Origin of the sequence: Microbacterium sp. SGAir0570, assembly GCF_005491085.2 — a bacterium.
Lineage (GTDB): Bacteria > Actinomycetota > Actinomycetes > Actinomycetales > Microbacteriaceae > Microbacterium > Microbacterium arborescens.
In genome coordinates, this window is record NZ_CP027929.1 from 1,892,436 (window position 1) to 1,907,463 (window position 15,028).

At 71.7% G+C, this 15,028-nt stretch carries 13 protein-coding genes and 1 riboswitch; of the genes, 8 read left to right on the top strand and 5 right to left on the bottom strand.

What is annotated here, in order from left to right; genetic code table 11:
* Positions 1–19 precede the first annotated feature (19 nt).
* The 4 genes from gcvP to C1N74_RS09025 form a co-directional block, all read right to left on the bottom strand.
* Positions 20–2,896, bottom strand: a complete 2,877-nt coding sequence (gene gcvP, locus C1N74_RS09010) for an aminomethyl-transferring glycine dehydrogenase (protein ID WP_137750383.1) — start codon at positions 2,894–2,896, stop codon at positions 20–22.
* The gene (gcvH, locus tag C1N74_RS09015; RefSeq protein ID WP_064956506.1) at positions 2,893–3,276 is read right to left on the bottom strand and encodes a glycine cleavage system protein GcvH; all 384 of its coding nucleotides are present in this window, start codon (positions 3,274–3,276) and stop codon (positions 2,893–2,895) included. Before gcvH ends, gcvP begins: the two co-directional genes overlap by 4 nt.
* Positions 3,273–4,385, bottom strand: coding sequence for a glycine cleavage system aminomethyltransferase GcvT (gcvT, locus tag C1N74_RS09020; protein ID WP_088379999.1), 1,113 nt, complete (start codon positions 4,383–4,385; stop codon positions 3,273–3,275). Before gcvT ends, gcvH begins: the two co-directional genes overlap by 4 nt.
* Positions 4,386–4,525: 140 nt before the next feature.
* Positions 4,526–4,617, bottom strand: a riboswitch (glycine riboswitch).
* A gap of 78 nt (positions 4,618–4,695) precedes the next feature.
* Positions 4,696–5,868: a MarP family serine protease gene (locus C1N74_RS09025; RefSeq protein ID WP_023950478.1), complete on the bottom strand. Its 1,173-nt coding sequence runs from the start codon at positions 5,866–5,868 to the stop codon at positions 4,696–4,698.
* Between the two features lie 109 nt (positions 5,869–5,977).
* Here C1N74_RS09025 and C1N74_RS09030 point away from each other — a divergent pair, with 109 nt between their 5' ends.
* From C1N74_RS09030 to C1N74_RS09060, 7 genes are all read left to right on the top strand, one after another.
* A complete protein-coding gene (locus tag C1N74_RS09030; protein WP_071918040.1) occupies positions 5,978–6,673 on the top strand; it encodes an NUDIX domain-containing protein in 696 nt (231 codons plus the stop codon).
* A 10-nt stretch (positions 6,674–6,683) separates the two neighbouring features.
* Complete coding sequence (gene nadA / locus C1N74_RS09035; RefSeq protein ID WP_064956504.1) at positions 6,684–7,997, top strand: quinolinate synthase NadA; 1,314 nt, start codon at positions 6,684–6,686, stop codon at positions 7,995–7,997.
* The gene (gene nadB / locus C1N74_RS09040; RefSeq protein ID WP_258317900.1) at positions 7,994–9,568 is read left to right on the top strand and encodes an L-aspartate oxidase; all 1,575 of its coding nucleotides are present in this window, start codon (positions 7,994–7,996) and stop codon (positions 9,566–9,568) included. The genes nadA and nadB overlap by 4 nt, the downstream gene beginning before the upstream one ends.
* A complete protein-coding gene (nadC, locus tag C1N74_RS09045) occupies positions 9,568–10,425 on the top strand; it encodes a carboxylating nicotinate-nucleotide diphosphorylase (RefSeq protein ID WP_064956761.1) in 858 nt (285 codons plus the stop codon). The genes nadB and nadC overlap by 1 nt, the downstream gene beginning before the upstream one ends.
* Positions 10,425–11,555, top strand: coding sequence for a cysteine desulfurase family protein (locus tag C1N74_RS09050; protein WP_137750384.1), 1,131 nt, complete (start codon positions 10,425–10,427; stop codon positions 11,553–11,555). The genes nadC and C1N74_RS09050 overlap by 1 nt, the downstream gene beginning before the upstream one ends.
* The gene (locus tag C1N74_RS09055) at positions 11,552–12,508 is read left to right on the top strand and encodes a glycosyltransferase family 2 protein (RefSeq protein WP_023950466.1); all 957 of its coding nucleotides are present in this window, start codon (positions 11,552–11,554) and stop codon (positions 12,506–12,508) included. The genes C1N74_RS09050 and C1N74_RS09055 overlap by 4 nt, the downstream gene beginning before the upstream one ends.
* A 144-nt stretch (positions 12,509–12,652) precedes the next feature.
* A complete protein-coding gene (locus C1N74_RS09060) occupies positions 12,653–14,161 on the top strand; it encodes a DHA2 family efflux MFS transporter permease subunit (RefSeq protein ID WP_137750385.1) in 1,509 nt (502 codons plus the stop codon).
* An 87-nt stretch (positions 14,162–14,248) separates the two neighbouring features.
* Here C1N74_RS09060 and C1N74_RS16645 read toward each other — a convergent pair whose 3' ends face one another.
* On the bottom strand, positions 14,249–14,374 hold the full coding sequence (locus tag C1N74_RS16645; protein WP_256977771.1) for a hypothetical protein: 126 nt from the start codon (positions 14,372–14,374) through the stop codon (positions 14,249–14,251).
* Positions 14,375–14,463: 89 nt separating this feature from the next.
* On the opposite strand from C1N74_RS16645, the gene C1N74_RS09065 reads away from it, so the two are divergent.
* Positions 14,464–15,012 carry a type 1 glutamine amidotransferase domain-containing protein gene (locus tag C1N74_RS09065; RefSeq protein WP_023950462.1) on the top strand — a complete coding sequence of 183 codons (549 nt, stop codon included), beginning with the start codon at positions 14,464–14,466 and terminating at the stop codon, positions 15,010–15,012.
* Positions 15,013–15,028: the final 16 nt, after the last annotated feature.

Below are 15,028 nucleotides of genomic sequence, written 5' to 3' on the forward strand. Positions count from 1 at the left end.
TCGCGAAGCGGACGGCCGTTCAGGCGAAGGCCTCCGGCGGCGGGCAGGCGCACACGAGGTTGCGGTCGCCGTAGGCCTGGTCGATCCGGCGCACCGGCGGCCAGTACTTCCCGCGGACGAGGGACCGCACGGGATACACCGCCTCTTCGCGCGAGTAGGCATGCGCCCACTCCGACGCCACGACCGCCTCAGCCGTGTGCGGAGCGCTCACCAGCGGATTGTCGTCGGCGGGCCACTCCCCTGCAGCCACCCGGTCGGCCTCGGCGCGGATCGCGACCATCGCCTCGATGAAACGGTCGATCTCGGCGAGATCCTCCGACTCCGTCGGTTCGACCATGAGTGTTCCCGCCACCGGGAACGACATCGTCGGCGCGTGGAAGCCGTAGTCGATCAGTCGCTTCGCGACGTCGTCCACGGTGATGCCGGTGCGCTCGCGCAGCGGACGGAGATCCAGGATGCACTCGTGCGCGACGAGACCTCCTTCGCCCGCGTAGAGCACCGGGTAGTGCTCGCGGAGCCGCACCGCGACGTAGTTCGCCGCGAGGACAGCCGCGCCGGTCGCATCGCGCAGGCCGCGCGCGCCCAGCATGCGCACGTACGCCCAGGAGATCGGGAGGATGGACGCCGAACCGTAGGGCGCCGCCGACACCGGACCACCCTCGAACACGAAGCCGCCGGCGTGCTCCGCGCGCTGCGCGAACGGATGCGACGGCAGGAATGCCGCGAGGTGCGCCTTGGCCGCCACGGGACCGACACCCGGTCCGCCGCCGCCGTGCGGGATGGCGAACGTCTTGTGCAGGTTGAGGTGCGAGACGTCGCCGCCGAGGTCGCCGAAGCGGGCGTAGCCGAGCAGCGCATTGAGGTTCGCACCGTCGACGTAGACCTGCCCGCCCGCCGCGTGCACCGCCTCGGTGATGGCGAGCACCTCGTGCTCGTAGACGCCGTGGGTGGACGGGTAGGTGATCATGAGGGCCGACAGGGTCTCCGCATGCTGCGCGATCTTCGCGCGCAGGTCGTCGAGATCGACGTTGCCGGCCTCGTCGCAGGCCACCACGACGACGCGCATCCCGGCGAGCACGGCGGATGCCGCATTCGTGCCGTGCGCCGACGACGGGATGAGGCAGACGGTGCGGTCGTCGTCGCCGCGTGACCGGTGGTAGCCGCGGATCGCGAGGAGCCCGGCGAGCTCGCCCTGCGAGCCGGCGTTGGGCTGCAGCGACACGGTGTCGTAGCCCGTGACCTCGGCGAGCCAGGCCTCGAGCTGCTCGACGAGGTCGAGGTACCCGCGCACGTCGTCGGCGGGCGCGAACGGATGCACCCGTGCGAACTCCGGCCAGGTCACCGCGGCCATCTCGGTCGCGGCATTGAGCTTCATCGTGCACGACCCGAGCGGGATCATGCCGCGGTCGAGCGCGTAGTCGCGATCGGCGAGGCGCTTGAGGTAGCGCATCATCGCCGTCTCGGAGTGGTGGCTGTTGAAGACCGGATGCGTGAGGTACTCGTCCTCGCGCAGCAGCCCCGGCAGGGCGTGCCGCTCCGGCCACGCCCGGCCGGCGACGAAGGCGAACGCGCGTTGGTCGGGCCCACCGAACGCCTGCGCGATCCGGTGCAGGTCGGTCGTGGTCGTCGTCTCGTCGACCGAGACGCCGACCGTGTCGCCGTCGCGGAGCCACAGCTGGTAGCCGAGCTCGCGCGCGGCCGCGACGACCGCGCCGGCCCGACCCGGGACCCGGACGGTCAGGGTGTCGAAGAAGTACCGGTGCGCGACCTCTGCGCCGGCCTCCGTCAGCCACTCGGCGAGCAGCGCCGCGTGGCCGGCGACGGACTCGGCGATGCCCCGCAGCCCGTCCGGCCCGTGGTAGACGGCGTACATCGATGCCATCACGGCGAGCAGCACCTGCGCGGTGCAGATGTTCGACGTGGCCTTCTCGCGCCGGATGTGCTGCTCGCGAGTCTGGAGCGACAGCCGGTACGCCGGGTCGCCCGCGGCGTCGACCGAGACGCCCACGAGGCGCCCGGGCAGCTGCCGCTCGAGACCGGAGCGCACCGCCATGTACCCGGCGTGCGGGCCGCCGAAGCCCATCGGTACGCCGAAACGCTGCGTCGTGCCGACGGCCACATCCGCGCCGAGCGAACCGGGTGATCGCAGCAGGGTCAGCGCGAGCAGATCCGCGGCGACGACGACGAGACCGCCGGCGGCCTGCACCTCGCCGATGACCGCGCTGGGGTCCCACACCCGGCCGGACGCGCCGGGGTACTGCACGAACGCCCCGAACACCGGCTCGTCGGACGGGCGCGGGGCAGCGTCGGCGAAGTCGATCTCGCGCAGTTCGATCCCGAGCGCCTCGGCGCGATGTCCGAGCAGCGCCTTCGTCTGCGGCAGCGCATCGGCGTCGACGAGGAACACGTTGCTCCGCGACTTCGACGCCCGACGAGCCACGAGCATGCCCTCGACGACGGCCGTGGCCTCATCGAGCATCGACGCGTTCGCCGTCGCGAGCCCGGTCAGGTCGGTGACCATCGTCTGGAAGTTGATGAGCGCCTCCAGACGGCCCTGCGAGATCTCCGGCTGGTACGGCGTATATGCGGTGTACCAGGAAGGGTTCTCGAGGACGTTGCGCTGGATGACGGCGGGCGTGAAGGTGTCGTAGTACCCGAGGCCGATCATGGACCGCGCCGGACGGTTGCGCGACGCCATCGCCCGCAGCTCCGCGAGTGCCTCGTGCTCGGGCACCGCCGCCGGGATGACGCTGTCGGAGATCGCACCGACCTGGATGGCTGCCGGTACGGCTCGCGCGAGCAGCGCGTCGACGTCGGGATAGCCGAGCGCGTCGAGCATCCGCTGCTGGGCGGCGCCGTCGGTGCCGATATGACGGGCGGCGAAAGCGGAGGTCATCGCTCTCCGCCGGTGAGCTCGACGTACGCGGCGCGGTCGAGCAGCGCGTCGGCGTCGGCCGGCTCGATCTCGATGCGAACGAGCCAGCCGTCGCCGAACGGTCCGGCGTTGACGAGCGAGGGATCGTCGACGACGGCCTCGTTGATCTCGACGACTGTCCCGCTGAGCGGGGCGTAGAGCTCGCCGACGGATTTCGTCGACTCGATCTCGCCGCAGACGGTGTCGGCGGTCACGGCCGTGCCGACGGCCGGGAGATCGACGAACACGACGTCACCGAGCTTCTCCGCGGCGTAATCGGTGATGCCGACGGTCGCGGTGGTGCCCGAGAGGGCGACCCACTCGTGCTCGGCGGTGTACTTCAGGGCGTCGAGATCGGTCATTTCTTCCTCCGGTAGAACGGCAGCGTGGTGACGGTGGCGGGAATGCGGGTGCCGCGGACATCGAGACCGAGCTCGGTACCCGGTGCGGTGTGTTCGGGTGCGACGTAAGCCATGGCGATGGGATGCCCGAGGGTCGGGCTCAGGGCGCCGCTCGTGACCTCGCCGACGCGCTCGCCGTCGGGGCCGAGGACGGCGTAGCCCGCACGGCCGGCGCGGCGGCCCTCCGAGACGAGACCGACGAGCACGGGCGCCGAGGTCGACGCGCGTGCGGCCAGGCCCTCGCGCCCCACGAAGGCACCCTTGTCGGCGGCGACCACGCGGCCGAGGCCCGCCTGTGCGGGAGCGACGTCGAGCGACAGCTCGTGTCCGTAGAGCGGCATCCCGGCCTCGAGCCGAAGCGTGTCGCGCGAGGCGAGTCCCGCGGGGGCGAGCCCGAGCGGCGCTCCGGCCGCGAGCAGGGCGTCCCAGAGGGCTTCGGCCGCACCGGCCGGGATCATCAGCTCGAACCCGTCTTCGCCGGTGTACCCGGTGCGCGCCAGGAGCAGGGGCTCGCCTGCGAACTCGCCCGCCGTCCACGCGTAGTAGCGCGTGTCCGCGAGTGCGAGTCCGGGCGTCGTGAGACCCGGGGTGGCCTCGAGCACGGCCAGCGCGGCGGGGCCCTGGACGGCGAGGAGGGCGTAATCGTCGGTGAGATCGCGGACCTCGGCATCCCAGCCTTCGGCCCGCTCCTGCAGCGCGGCCCACACCGCCGCGCGGTTGCCGGCGTTCGCGATGATCAGGAAGCGCTCGCCGCCGAGGCGGTAGACGATGACGTCGTCGATGATGCCGCCGTCGTCGGCGAGGACGAGCGAGTACTTCGCCTTCCCGACGCGCATCGTCGAGATCGCCCCGGCGAGTGCCGCGTCGAGGCATTCGCCGGCGACCGACCCGGTCACCTCGAACTCGGCCATGTGCGAGATGTCGAACAGTCCGGCGGCGGTGCGCACGGCGTGGTGCTCGGCCAGGTCGGACGTGTAGCGGACGGGCATGAGCCAGCCGCCGAAGTCGGTGAACGACGCGCCGAGGGCAGCGTGACGATGGTGCAGGACGGTGGAGCGGGGATCTGACATGAGTTCTCCCGTTGCGGGCGGGCGGCTGCCACGGCTGCGGCATCCGGAACTCCCCCTCTGTCTTGGGCCTGAGAGTTTCACCGGGCGAACCCGGCTTTCACCGTCGGCGGATCCCCGAGAGGATCGCTTTCCAGAGCGGCCGGACGCGCGCGGTACGCGGACCTGAGAGATTGGCGGGGAGGCTTGCTCCTTCGGTGCCCGGATTGCTCCGGGGCTCTCCCGCGTGCGTCATGCGGCCTGTCTTCAGTTGCGCGATCAGCATAGCGTCACCGCTCGCGAGAATGCGCAGGCGGTGAGCACCGCCCGCCGGTCAGCGGGTGCAGCTCCCGGCGCGCACGGCGGGAGCATCCGCCGAGACGCCCGCGAGCACGGGCAGCAACTCCGTCGTCGTCATCGCGTATCCGCGTCGCTCGTCATCCGCACCGCGCGCGAACACGACTCCGGCCACGTCACCGGCGTCGGTCAGCAGCGGCCCGCCTGAGTTGCCGGGCCTGACATCGGCATCGAGCGCGTAGATCTCGCGGGGCGTGCTCGACTGGTCGTAGATGTCGGGGACCGGCGCCGAGCCGACCGACAGAACGAAGGCGGCACCGCTCGTGAACGGGCCACCGAGCGGATAGCCCTGGACGGCGACGGCTGCGCCGGCCGCGACCGGCGGGACGACCGGCAGCGGTGTCGCCCCCAGGTCGGACACGGCGATGACGGCGAGATCGTCTACCGGGTCGAAGTAGACGACGCGCCCCTCGCGCGCGTCGCGGCCGGGGAGCTCGACGACGGGCGTGTCTACGCCCGCCACGACGTGCGCGTTGGTCACGATGAGGTCGTCGGCGGCGACGAAGCCCGAACCGGTCATCGACACGCCGCAGGCGTAGGCGGTGCCGCTGATGCGGGCGACGGATGCCGCGGCACGCTGCAGCTCTGGGTCGTCGAGCGCGACCGCGGGGGCGGTCGGCTCCACCTCGGGGCGCAGCAGCTCGCCGATGCGCGGGATCCCCTCGTCGATGACGAACCCGCGCACCTCGGCGAGCGCGGTGTCGACCGGGTCGGGGGTGAGGCCGTCGATGAAGGAGAGCACGCGCGACGAGGCCACGGCTGTGGCGACGAGCGGCATGCCGCTCGCCGTGACCGCGCCGGCGCCGAGCAGGAGGACGAGACCGCCCGCGATCGTCGCACCACCGGCCCCGAGGATGCGGTCGAGGACGCGAAGCTTGGCCCGGTCGACCCCGCGGCGCAGGGCAGCCCCGATCGCCGTGCCGAGCGCGGTGCACAGGACGATGATCGCGATGGCGCACACCGCGAGCACGAGCGATCGGTACTCCCAGTCGGCGACACCGGGCGCGATGAGGGGAACGGCCCAGACGGCGAGGAGCGAGCCGATCACGAGCCCGGCGAGCGATCCCGCGATCGCGACGAGGCCTCGCGTGACGCCGATGGCGAAGAAGCCGACGAGGAGGATCACGACGATGACGTCGACCAGCAGCACAGGACCTCCTCGGGAACGGCTGACAGCGTACGTGCTCCCGCTGTGAGTCCCCCGGTTTGCCGTTCGTGTCGCCATGACTATAAGATCGTTGCGAGCAGTTAGGGTCACAATGACACGAAGTAACGGCGAGGCCGCCCACGACGGCATCCGAGTCGCCGTGTCGACGGTCATCTTCAGCCTCCGACACGGTGGCGAGGATCTCCCGTCCGTCGTCCTCCCCCTCGTTCGCCGCACGCGCGACCCCCACGCCGGGCAGTGGGCTCTTCCCGGCGGATGGCTCGACGTGTCGGAGAACCTCGAGGCCGCGGCATCCCGGACCCTCGCCGAGACGACGGCGCTGACCCCGAGCTATCTCGAGCAGCTCTACGTCTTCGGCGACGTCGGACGCTCCCCCTCGCGGGTCGTGTCGATCGTCTATTGGGCACTCGTGCGCGAAGACGTCGCGTCGACGCCGCTTCCCGAGGACGAGAACGTCGCCTGGTTCGACACGGCCGACCTGCCGGAGCTGGCGTTCGACCACCGCAGCATCATCGAGTACGCGCTGTGGCGGCTGCGCAACAAGGTGGGTTACAGCCGTATCGCGCACGGGCTGCTCCCCGATCTGTTCACCCTCGCCGAGCTTCGCGAGGTCTACGAGGCCATCGGCGGTAGGCGTCTCGACCCGGCCAACTTCCGCCGTCAGGTCGAGGGGTCGGGCACCCTCATCCCGACACGCGAGTTCCGCACCGGCAGCCACCGGCCCGCCCGCCTGTACCGCTACAACCACGATGTCGAGCTCGCCGACCGCGGCCCGCTCCCCCGATGAAGGAACGCGCATGACCACATCTCCGCTCACGCTGTCGCCGCGACCCATCGACCCGAGTGTCGACCACGGCATCCAGGCGATCGTCGCCGGGGCGTCGACCGCCCAGACGTGCACCACCGATCTCGCCGCGGGACCCTGGAGCTTCGACACGCGGCCCGGGTACGGCCCGGGATCGTCGATGGGCGACGTCATCCCGGCGGGAGCGCCGCGCCAGGGCGAGCTCCCCGAGTACTACCGGACTGCCGACGAGGCCGAGCTGCACGACCGGATCGCCGACGCGAAGGCCGCCCTCGGCGACCGCGTCGTCGTGCTGGGGCACTTCTACCAGCGGGAGGAGGTGGTTCGGCATGCCGACTACGTGGGCGACTCGTTCCAGCTCGCGGAGGCCGCGAAGGCTCACCCCGAAGCGGAGGCCATCGTCTTCTGCGGGGTGCATTTCATGGCGGAGACCGCCGATCTCCTGTCGCAGCGCGAGCAGGCCGTCATCCTGCCGAACCTCGCCGCGGGGTGCTCGATGGCCGACATGGCCTCGATCGACGAGGTCGAGGAGTGCTGGGAGCAGCTCGCGGAGATCTACGGCGCCCTCGACGAGCCCGATGCCGAGGGACTGCTTCCGGTGATCCCGGTCACGTACATGAACTCGTCCGCGGCCATCAAGGGCTTCGTCGGCCGCAACGGCGGCATCGTGTGCACCTCGTCGAACGCGCGCACGGTGCTCGAGTGGGCATTCGCCCGGGGGCGGCGCGTCCTCTTCTTCCCCGACCAGCACCTGGGCCGCAACACGGCGAAGGCGATGGGGGTCGCCCTCGACCGGATGCCGATGTGGAACCCCCGGCGGCCGCTCGGAGGCAACGACGAAGCGTCCGTGCGAGACGCACGGGTCATCCTCTGGCACGGGTTCTGCTCGGTCCACCGCCGCTTCACCGTCGATCAGATCGAGCGCGCCCGCGCCGAACACCCCGGCGTCCGCGTCATCGTCCACCCCGAGTGCCCGATGCCGGTCGTGGACGCCGCAGACGAGGCGGGCTCGACGGAGTACATCCGCCGCGCGATCGACGGCGCGACCGAGCCCTCGGTCTTCGCGGTCGGCACCGAGATCAACCTGGTCCAGCGGCTCGCCGCGCAGTACCCGCAGCACCGCATCTTCTGCCTCGACCCCGTGGTGTGCCCGTGCTCGACGATGTACCGGATCCATCCCGGCTACCTCGCGTGGGTCCTCGACGAGCTGCGCGCGGGGCGGACGCCCAACCGCATCCAGGTCTCCGACGACGTCGCGGTTCCCGCGCGCGCCGCGCTCGAACGGATGCTGGCGGCTCGGCCGTGACCCGCCGGGTCGTCGTCGTGGGCTCGGGCCTCGCCGGCGGGATGTGCGCCCTGCGAGCGGCCAACACCGGCTGCGAGGTCGTACTGGTCACGAAGGGGTCCCTCGGCGAGGGAAGCACCGCCTACGCGCAAGGCGGCATCGCCGCAGTGACCGCCGTGGGCGACTCCGTGCTCGCCCACGTCGACGACACCCTGCGCGCCGGGGCGGGCCTCGGCGAGCGCGACGCCGTGCGCGTGCTCGCGTCCGCGGGTCCGGACGTCGTCGGGGCGCTCGAGGCGATCGGGGTCGCGTTCGATCGCGACGACAGCGGAGCGCTGCGCCTCGGACTCGAGGGAGCCCACCGGGTTCCGCGCATCCTGCACGCCGGCGGCGACGCAACCGGCGACGCGATCCAGAGGGCGCTGAACCGGGCGCTGAACGCAGCACCCGTCGAGATCCGCACCGATTCGTTCGTCACCGACCTCGTGGTCGAGGACGGGGCGGTGCGCGGGGTGCGTGTCCTCTCGGGTGAACGAACCGAGACGCTGACGGCGGATGCGGTGGTCCTCGCCACCGGCGGGGCGGGCCAGCTGTACGCGCATACGACCAATCCAGCCGTCGCGACGGCCGACGGGGTCGCCCTCGCCCTGCGCGCCGGAGCGACCGTCACGGACCTGGAGTTCGTGCAGTTCCACCCCACCGCGCTGACGGACGGGACGCTGGTGTCCGAAGCCGTGCGCGGCGAGGGCGCCGTCCTCGTCGACGAGCGCGGGCACCGCTTCTGCGTCGAGGCGCATCCCGACGCGGAGCTCGCTCCACGAGACGTCGTGGCGCGCGCGATCGCGAGCGCGATGGCCCGTCAGGAGGGGCGGCCGGTGCTGCTCGATGCCACCGGGCTCCGCGAGACGCCGTCGGCGACGGCGGCCTTCCTGGCGGCCCGCTTCCCCACGATCGACGCGGCCGTACGAGCGCGCGGGTGGGACTGGTCGCGGCATCCGGTTCCCGTCACTCCGGCCGCGCATTACCTGATGGGCGGCGTCGCGACGGATCTCGACGGCCGGAGCGACCTCGACGGCCTGTTCGCGGTCGGCGAGGTCGCGCGCACCGGCGTGCACGGAGCCAACCGCCTGGCGTCGAACTCGCTGCTCGAGGCCGTCGTGTTCGGCACGCGCGCGGCCGACGCGATCACCGGTGCCGCGCGACGGACGACTCCCGTCTCGCCGGGCGGTGCACAGCCGGCTCGAACGCCGGCGGCCGCGTCGGCGGTCCCCCGGCGGACCCCGACGAGCGAACCGTTCAGCCGCGAGGCACTGCAGACGCTGATGTGGGAGCACGTCGGCCTGCAGCGCGATGCCGCCGGACTCGGCCTCGCGCTCGGCGCTCTCGACGCGTGGACGCAAGCCGCAGCGCCACCCCGCTCGCGACGCGAGCACGAGGACGTCAACCTGCTGCTGGTGGCCCGCGCGCTCACCGCGGCCGCTCTCGGACGGCCTCGGTCGCTCGGCGCCCACCACCGTCGCGACGACGCATCTGCCGCCCCGCCCGTCGACACCGCCCTCACGTCCGCCGTCCTGCCCGAGAAGGTCGCATGATGCTCACCGCCCGTCAGATCGCCGCCGTCGTCGGCCCCGCCCTCGACGAGGACGCCCCCTGGGGCGATCTCACCAGCAGCTCGTTCATCCCCGCCTCCGCACGCGCGACAGCCGCGCTCGTCTCCCGCGTCGACGGCGTCCTCAGCGGTGTGTCGGTGTTCGCGGCCGCCTTCGCACTCACCGACCCGGGGTGCGAGGTCGCCATCGACGTTCCCGACGGTGCGCGCATCCGCCCCGGCGACACGCTGGCGACGGTGCGCGGGCCGGCTCGCGCGGTGCTGACCGCCGAACGGGTGGGCCTGAACCTCGCCCAGCGGATGTCCGGGATCGCCACGCTCACACGCCGCTATGTCGACGCGGTCGCGGGCACCCGGGCGCGGATCACCGACACTCGCAAGACCACTCCGGGGCTCCGCGCGCTCGAGCGGCAGGCCGTCCGGGACGGCGGCGGCCACAACCACCGGTTCTCCCTCTCGGATGCCGTCATGCTCAAGGACAACCACCTCGGCGTCATCACCGCCGACGGCACCGGACTGACCGAAGCGCTGCAGCGGGCGATGGCTCGACTTCCCCACACCACCCACGTCGAGGTGGAGGTCGATCGGGTCGACCAGATCGAGCCCGTGCTCGCGGCGGGCGTCGACACGATCATGCTCGACAACTTCTCGCTCGATGACCTGCGCCGCGGTGTCGCGCTCGTCGGCGGTCGCGCGAGCGTCGAGGCATCGGGCGGGGTCTCCCTCGAGAGCGTGCACTCGATCGCCGAGACCGGTGTCGACATCATCTCGGTCGGAGCGCTCACGCATTCCGCACCCGCCCTCGACCTCGGCCTCGATCTCGTCGTCGACGCGCACTGATGCTGTACCTCGATCACGCCGCGGGCGGTCCGGTGCGCCGTGAAGTGCTCGAGGCGATGGCCCCGTTCCTCACGGGACGATTCGGCAATCCCTCGAGCGTCCACACGGTCGGCGAGGACGTAGCTGGGGCGCTCGAGAACGCCCGCCGCCGCACCGCGACGGTGCTCGGCATGCGCGCGGGAGACATCGTCTTCACCTCCGGCGGCACGGAGGCGAACAACCTCGCGATCGCCGGCATCGCGCTCGGGGCCCGAGGGCGCACCCCCGGCCACATCGTCACGACCGCGGTGGAGCACGACTCGGTGCTCGCCGTCTGCCGTCATCTCGAGCGGATCCACGGATACGAGGTCGACGTCCTTCCCGTCGACGCCGCAGGGCGCGTGACCCCGGATGCCGTCGCGCGGGCCGTGCGCGACGACACCGCCGTCGTGAGCGTCGGCTATGCCAACAACGAGGTCGGCACCGTCCAGGATGTCGCCGCGATCGCACGAGCCCTCCCGTCGGTGCCGCTGCACGTGGATGCCGTCCAGGCCGCCGGCTGGCTGCCGCTCTCCGGCACCGGCGCCTCGGCCCTCTCCATCGCGGGGCACAAGATCGGCGCACCCCAGGGCATCGGTGTCCTCGGCGTGCGCGGCCGGCTTCCGCTCGAACCCGTGCTGCACGGCGGAGGTCAGGAGCGCGGCCGGCGCTCCGGCACGCAGAACGTCGCGGGGGCGGTCGGGCTCGCCGTCGCGCTCGAACTCGCCGAGCGCGAGCGCCACGACGCCGTTGCGCGTGCCACCGCCGCGCGCGACGCGTTCACGGCTCGCGTGCTCGACACCGTCTCCGGCGCGCGCGTCACCGGCGACCCGGATCGGAGGCTTCCCGGCCTCGCCTCCTTCACGTTCGCCGCGACCTCGGGCGAGGCCGTGCTCCTCGAGCTGGAACGGCGCGGGATCGTCACGAGCAGCGGGTCGGCCTGCGCCGCGGGCAGCGACGAGCCCTCGCACGTCCTGACCGCGATGGGCATGCACCCCGACGACGCCCGCACCGCGGTCAGATTCAGCTTCGATCGCACAGCGCCGCCCGATGCGTCGGCGCTCGCCGGAGCCGTGGCCGACGCCGTCTCGGCAGTACGATCGGGGTCGTGAGCCCGCCCGTCGTCACCGTCATCGTCCCCGGCCGCGACGTCGCCCCCTATGCCGAGGAGGCCCTGGAGTCGCTTCGAGCCCAGACCCTCGTCGAGTGGACCGCGATCCTGATCGACGACGGTTCGCGCGACGCGACCGGCGACATCTTCGCCGCGGCGGCGGCATCCGACGAGCGGTTCCGTGTGCGTGCACACGACCGTCCCGTCGGCCTGGGGGCCGCGAGGAACGCCGGGCTCGATCTCGTCGACACTCCGTTCGTCGCCTTCCTCGACGCCGACGACGTCCTGACCGCCTCGGCGCTCCAGCGGTGGGTCAGCACGCTCGACGCATCGGGCTCCGACTTCGTCGCCGGCGCGTACGTCCGGCTGCGACCGACCGATGAGGGCTACGTACCGGGCCCCGTGCAGCCCTGGGTCGCGGCATCCACGCAGCCGGCACGCACGGGGGTCACCCTCGCGGACCATCCGGAGGCCTCGGGCAACATCGTCGCGTGGTCCAAAGCGAGCCGCATCGAGTTCTGGCGTCGTCACCGCCTGCGCTTCCCCGAGAACCGGCTGTACGAGGACCAGCTGGTGGCGCAGCAGATGTACACGCGCGCCCGCGCCTTCGACGTGATCCCCGACGTCGTCGTGCACTGGCGCGAACGCGCCGACGGATCGTCGATCACCCAGCACCGCGCGCAACTGCCGGTGCTGACCGACTATCTCGAGGCGCTGCGATCGGGCCTCGCCGTCCTCGACTCCGCCGATGCCCGCGACGCCGCCGCGGCCCGCGTGCGCCTCGTGCTCGACATGGACGTCCCGCCGCTCGTGCGCATCGCCGCGACCCACCCCGATCCCGAGTACCGCCGCCGGGTGGGCGAGCTGGTCCGTGACTTCCGCGAGCGGGCGCCGGGCCACCGCCCGAGCGACCCGGCGACGACGGACCTCTGGGACATCGCCCGTCTCTGGTGATCCATCATGCGCGTCCGCGCTGATCGCCCCGGGGCGAACGCTGGCGCCGTGTCCGCACCCCCGGGAATAATCGACCCGTCGGGGCGTTGGCCCTGCGGAGTCCGCCCTCGGGTGACGACCGATCTTCCGACCGAGGAGTTGCCCATGGCCGTCGCGCCGTCGTCCACCACAGCATCCACGCCCACCGCGCACCCGGGTGCGCCGACCGTCGTCTCGGCCGAGGCGAACCGAGTCATCTGGCTCCTGCTCGTCGCAGCCTTCGTCGCGATCCTCAACGAGACGACGATGGGCGTCGCGATCCCCCACCTCATCGCCGACTTCCGGATCACGGCCGTGGCGGCGCAATGGCTCACGACCGCGTTCATGCTGACGATGGCCGTCGTCATCCCGATCACCGGCTTCCTGCTGCAACGACTGACCACCCGCGCCGTCTTCACCGCGGCGATGACCCTGTTCTCGACGGGAACGCTCATCGCCGTGCTCGCGCCCGGCTTCGGATTCCTGCTGGTCGCGCGCGTGGTGCAGGCCTCGGGCACGGCGATCATGATGCCCCTGCTCATGACGACGCTGATGACCGTCGTACCGCCGCACGCCCGCGGCCGGATGATGGGACGGGTGAGCATCGTCATGTCGCTCGCCCCGGCGATCGGGCCCACCCTCTCCGGATTCCTCCTCGATACCCTCAGCTGGCGGTGGATCTTCGGCGTCGTCCTTCCCATCGCGCTCGTCTCGCTCGCGATCGGGGTCCGCTGGATCCACAACCTCGGCGAGACCCGACGCGCGCCCCTCGACGTCCTCTCCGTCGTTCTGTCGGCCTTCGGCTTCGGCGGGCTCGTGTTCGGGCTCAGCCAGATCGGCGCCGCGGGCCACGGCGGAGGCGATGCCGAGGCCGCGGTCCCGGCGTCGAACCTGCCGCTCATCATCGCTCTGTCGGTCGGCGTGATCGCCCTCGGCGCCTTCGTCTGGCGGCAGATCGCCCTCCAGCGCAGCGATGACGCGCTGCTCGACCTGCGCGTGTTCCGTTCCACGAACTTCTCGCTGTCGGTCGCTCAGCTGGCCGTCATGTCGATGGCCTTCTTCGGCGCCATCACGCTGCTGCCGCTGTACATGCAGAACGTGCTCGGGCTCTCCGCGCTCGAGTCCGGGCTCCTCGTCCTCCCGGGATCGCTCGCGATGGGCATCGCCGGCCCGTTCATCGGGCGCGTCTACGACCGCTGGGGCACGCGCGTGCTCCTCATCCCCGGCGCCGTCATCGTGACCGGCATCCTGTGGAGCTTCACGACCCTCACCGAGAACACGTCGGTGTGGCTGCTGCTGGCGCTGCAGACCACACTCTCGCTGGGCCTGGCGATGTCGTTCACCCCGCTCTTCACCGCATCCCTCGGTTCGCTGCAGCCCCGGTTCTACTCGTACGGCAGTGCGATCGTCTCCACGGTGCAGCAGGTCGCAGGAGCCGCGGGCATCGCACTGCTCATCACCGTCATGTCCGCCGCGGAGGCGGGAGCGCTCGAACCCGGGACGACGGCCGCCGGCGCCGAGGGCGCACGCGCCGCCTTCCTCGTGGCCGCGATCATCGCGTCGCCGCTGATCATCGGAGCCCTTCTCATTCGCAAGCCGGCCGACAGCCCCGAGGGCGCACCCACCCCGCACTGAGCCGCCGTCCGGCGTCGCCGAACGCGAACGACGAAGCCGCCGGGTGCATCACGCACCGGCGGCTTCGTCATCGCCTCGAAGCGACGTTCAGGAGGTCGAGCAGCATCCCCCGCCGCAGCACGAGCCTGCGTCGTCGTTGGCGGTGATCAGCAGGTTCTTCTCATCGGGAACCGGCTGCAGGGTCTGAGGCTGAGGCGTGGATGCGGTGGACATATCGCCATCGTAACCCCGCAGGGGACCATGCGTCGCTGAGCCTGTCAAGCGCGTCGCAGCGTCCCCCGGCCGAGCGTACCGTCGGATCCATGAGCACTCTCGATGGCAAGAAGATCGCATTCCTGGCAACCGACGGCTTCGAGGACAGCGAGCTGACCTCGCCGTGGCAGGCCGTCTCCGACGCCGGCGCCACCGTCGTCCTCGTCGCTCCGGAATCTGGCGAGATCACCGGCAAGAACGGTCACTCCCAGAAGGTCGACGTGGTCACGTCCGACGCCGAGGCCGATGAATACGACGCGCTCGTCCTCCCCGGCGGCGTCGTCAACGCCGACAACCTCCGACTCGACGCGAACGCCGTCGACTTCACGCGCGCGTTCTTCGAGCAGCACAAGCCCGTCGGCGCCATCTGCCACGCGGCATGGATCCTCGCCGAGGCCGACGTCCTCTCGGGACGCACGCTGACGAGTTTCCCGAGTCTGCGCACCGATCTCGTCAACGCCGGCGCGACCTGGGTCGACGAGGAGGTCGTGGTCGACCAGGGCCTCGTCTCGAGCCGGACGCCCGACGACCTGCCCGCCTTCAACGCGAAGGTCGTCGAAGAGATCGAAGAGGGCGAGCACTCCGGGCAGACCGCCTGAGCCATCCGTCCCGACC